Below are 3734 nucleotides of genomic sequence, written 5' to 3'. Positions count from 1 at the left end.
GACGAAGGCGCCATCGGGAGCGCGGATGCCCAGGGCTGCGTAGCGGCAGGCGGTCAGCTCCATCGCCCCCTTGACGATTCGGTGCAGGGTCACGTCGAGGTCGAGGTCCGAACCGATTTCGCTGATGACCCGAACCAGTTGTTCCATCTGGTCGCGGGCTTCCACCAGCTCGTCGAGCTGCTCATGGATCTGGCTGACCAACTCACGCCGGCCCTGCCAGGTGAACGCCGAACCACCTCCCCCTTCATTGCCCATGGATACAAACCTAACGGTTCAGACTGGCCGGCCCTAGGGTGGCGGTGGGCTTCGGCGCGAAGCGAGCTTTACTCGATCTTGACCATGCATTGAATCGCCGCACCGACGATGACTGATGTGAGTACGCTTCCATCGGTGGAACTGGGGGTTTTGGGACCTCTGCAGGTTCGGCTAGGCGGGGCGCCCGTCGTCATCCCGGGCGCCAAACCCCGCGCGATCCTTTCGATGCTGGGGCTGCACGGCGGGTCCGTCGTCGCGGCCGACACGCTGGTCGAACTGCTCTGGGGCGAGGACCCACCGCGCACCGCGGCCAAGGCGCTGCAAACCCACATCTCGTCCTTGCGTCGCGCGCTGGGTGACGGCTTCGTCTTGACGGCGGGCGCGGGCTGGACCCTGGCCGAGACGCAGGTGGACGCCGCGCGGTACAAGTCGGCCGCCCGGCTGGGACGCGACGCCGCCGCCGCCGGTGACATCGGCCAGGCGGTGGCCCGGTTCGAGGAGGCACTTGCCCTCTGGCGCGGGATCCCGGAGCTGCCCGACAGCCGGCGAGGGACCTCCGAGAAAACGCGGTGGATCGAGGGCCATGCGGCGCTGGTGGAGGATCGCGCCGACGCGCTGCTCGCGACCGGCCGGGCCGCGGAGATCATCGGGGAGCTCGAGGCCGCCGTCGCCGACGCGCCGCTGCGTGAGCGGCGGTGGGGCCAGCTCATGCTCGCGCTGTATCGCGCCGGCAGGCAGGGCGAAGCGCTTGGCGCATACCAGCGTGCGCGCGCGCTGCTGGCCGACGAATTGGGCGTCGACCCCGGCCCCGAGCTCCGCCGGCTGGAGGCCGCGATCGTCGCACAAGACTCCTCGCTGGAAACACCTGCCGCACAGCAGCTTTCGTCGGTCACTCGTGCTGTCACCTTCCTGCTGACCGACATCGAAGGGTCGACGGCCGCGTGGGAGGCGGACGCGGCGGCCATGGCGGTGGCACTGGCACGACACGACGAGCTCGTCGAACAGGTCGTGACGTCGCGCGGGGGGCGGCTGATCAAGACGCGCGGCGAGGGTGACGCGACGTTCTCGGTTTTCGATCGGCCCTCGGCGGCTGCCGCCGCGGCTATCGAGCTTCAAGACGCGATCGTGCACGAGCCGTGGGCGCTGCGTGAGCCCATGCGTATCCGCGTGGCTTTGCACACCGGGGAGGTCGAGCTCCGCGACGGCGACTACTTCGGTCGCGCCGTCAACCGCGCCGCTCGCCTGCGGTCGCTGGCCGCCGGCGGGCAGATCCTGTGCTCGGGCGCGACGGCGGAGCTCGTCATCGACTCGCTGCCCGACGACGTTGTGCTGGCCGACCTGGGAACTCGCCAACTGCGCAACCTTGCGCGCCCGGAACACGTTTTCGAGCTTCAACTGCTCACCGCCGACGACCCCGGTCCGGCGGCTACCACCGAGCCGCCGCTGGAACGCCCCAGCCTGCCTGCGGTGCTCGCCGGGCGCGGCCCGTTCGTCGGGCGGGGCCACGAGCTCGAGCGACTGGCTTCGGGCTGGCAGACCGCGCTCGCCGGGGGGACCAACGCGATGCTGATCGCCGGGGAACCGGGGGTCGGCAAGACACGCCTGGCCGGCGAGTGGTCCCGGCAGGCCCACGACCAGGGCGCACTCGTGATCTACGGCCGATGCGACGAGGACCTCGGCGCCCCGTACCAGCCCTTCGCGGAAGCGCTGCGTTCGCTGGTGCCGTGCCTGGGTGCAAGCGGGCTCCGCGGGCTGCGTGGCGTGGAGGCGCTACTCACGCTCATTCCCGGGCTGACCGATGTCCTCCCCGATCTGGCGGCACCGACGCGGGCCGATCCGGACACAGAACGCTATGCGCTGTTCGACGCGGTCGTCGCGCTGCTGGCGATGGCTTCCGCGCGCGCGCCCGTCGTGCTGATCCTCGACGACCTGCACTGGGCGGCCAAGCCCACGCTGCTGCTGTTGCGGCATCTGCTGCGTTTCGGTGAGCAGGCCCGGCTGCAGATCATCGGCACGTATCGCAGCACGGATCTCGACCGCGCCCACCCGCTGGCCGCGATGCTCGCCGACTTGCACCGCGACGGCACCGCCAGCCGTTTGGCGCTGAGCGGTCTCGACGAGGACGACGTGACCGCTTACGTCGCGGAGGCCGGCTACAACGACGAAGAGCTGGCCCGGGCATTGGCCTCGGTCACCGGAGGCAACCCCTTCTTCCTCATCGAGGCGCTGCGCCACGTGGACGAAAGCGGCGGCCGCTGGGACCAGAGCACCCTGCCCCAGGGGGTGCGCGAGGCGGTGAGCCGCCGTCTTTCGCGGCTTCCGGCAGAGGCCAACAAGGCGCTCGCCGCAGCCGCTGTCGTCGGGAGCCGGTTCGCGCTGGAACTGGTCGAACGCGTGGTCGGCGACGACCTGGTCGATGCGTTCGACGAGGCGTGTAAGGCAGGCATCGTCATCGAAGAGCCCGGCGGCCGGTACCGGTTCAACCATGCGCTGGTTCGGCAGTCGCTGCTGGCCGAATTGCCGTCGGTGCGGCGCATGCGGTTGCACCAGCGCATCGCCACCACGTTGGAAAGCGAGCCCGGCGCCGACGAGGAACTGCTCGCCGAACTGGCGTATCACTACTTCGAATGCGCGTGGGCGGGCAACGCGGCGAAGGCGGTCGAATACTGCCGGCGCGCGGCGGATCAGGCGATGACGCGGCTCGCCTACGAGGGCGCGGCCGACCTCTACGACCGCGCATTGCACGCCCTTGAAGAGATCGACGACGAGCTGCCCGACCGCGACGACCAGGTTGCCGCGCTGCTGATCGCGCGCTGCGAGGCCCTGCTGGCCGCGGGTGACGTGGCGTCGGCGGCCAGTGCCGTCGCTCAATTGCAAACGGCCACGGTCGATTCCGCCCAACTTGCGGCATGGGCGACATGCTTCGACGGCCAATTGTCGATGCTGGTTCACCCCGAGCGGCTCGACGAGGTCGAGGCCGCGGTGGGCGCCGCCGCCAACAAACTGGCGGAATTGGGCGATGCCGCAGGAGAAGCGAAGGCGCACACCGTTCGTGCCGGGTGCCTGGCCCGGCTGGGCAGGATCGGCGACTGTGAGATCGCCCTGGACGACGCCCTCACGGCGGCGCGGCGCGCCCGTGAGCACCGCCGGGTGAACGCGGTGCTGGCGCAGGCGCCACTGGCCGCGCTCTGGGGCCCCAACCCGGTGCCGCGCGCAGGAGGCCGGTGCCTGGACGTGGTGCGGCTGCTGCGCATCACCACCGACTCGCCCGCGGTCGAGGCGACGTCGACACGCTGCCAGGCGGTGTTGGAGGCCTTCCGCGGGCGGGCCGCGGCGGCGCGACGCATGATCGACTCGGCCCGCCGCACCGTCACCGAGCTCGGCCTTCGCCATGCCCTCGTCGAGGTCGAGCAATTCGCCGGAATCGTCGAGCTGGTGGTCGACGAGCCGGCCGCGGCCGAGGCGTACCTGCGCAAGGC

General features: G+C 70.7%; 1 protein-coding gene and 1 pseudogene. One reads left to right on the top strand and one right to left on the bottom strand.

Features of this window, described 5'->3' with window-relative positions; all coding sequences use genetic code 11:
• A pseudogene (locus A9X03_RS17595) lies at nt 1–255 on the bottom strand (histidine kinase); the annotation flags it as partial.
• 135 nt (nt 256–390) lie between these two features.
• On the opposite strand from A9X03_RS17595, the gene A9X03_RS17590 reads away from it, so the two are divergent.
• Nucleotides 391–3734: BTAD domain-containing putative transcriptional regulator (locus A9X03_RS17590; protein ID WP_156746587.1), on the top strand; the 3344-nt coding region annotated here is incomplete at its 3' end.

Origin of the sequence: Mycobacterium sp. E1715 (genome assembly GCF_001667625.1) — a bacterium.
Taxonomy (GTDB): Bacteria; Actinomycetota; Actinomycetes; order Mycobacteriales; family Mycobacteriaceae; genus Mycobacterium.
Note: the sequence above shows the minus strand (reverse complement) of the source record. Positions and strands in the feature narration are given on the sequence as shown.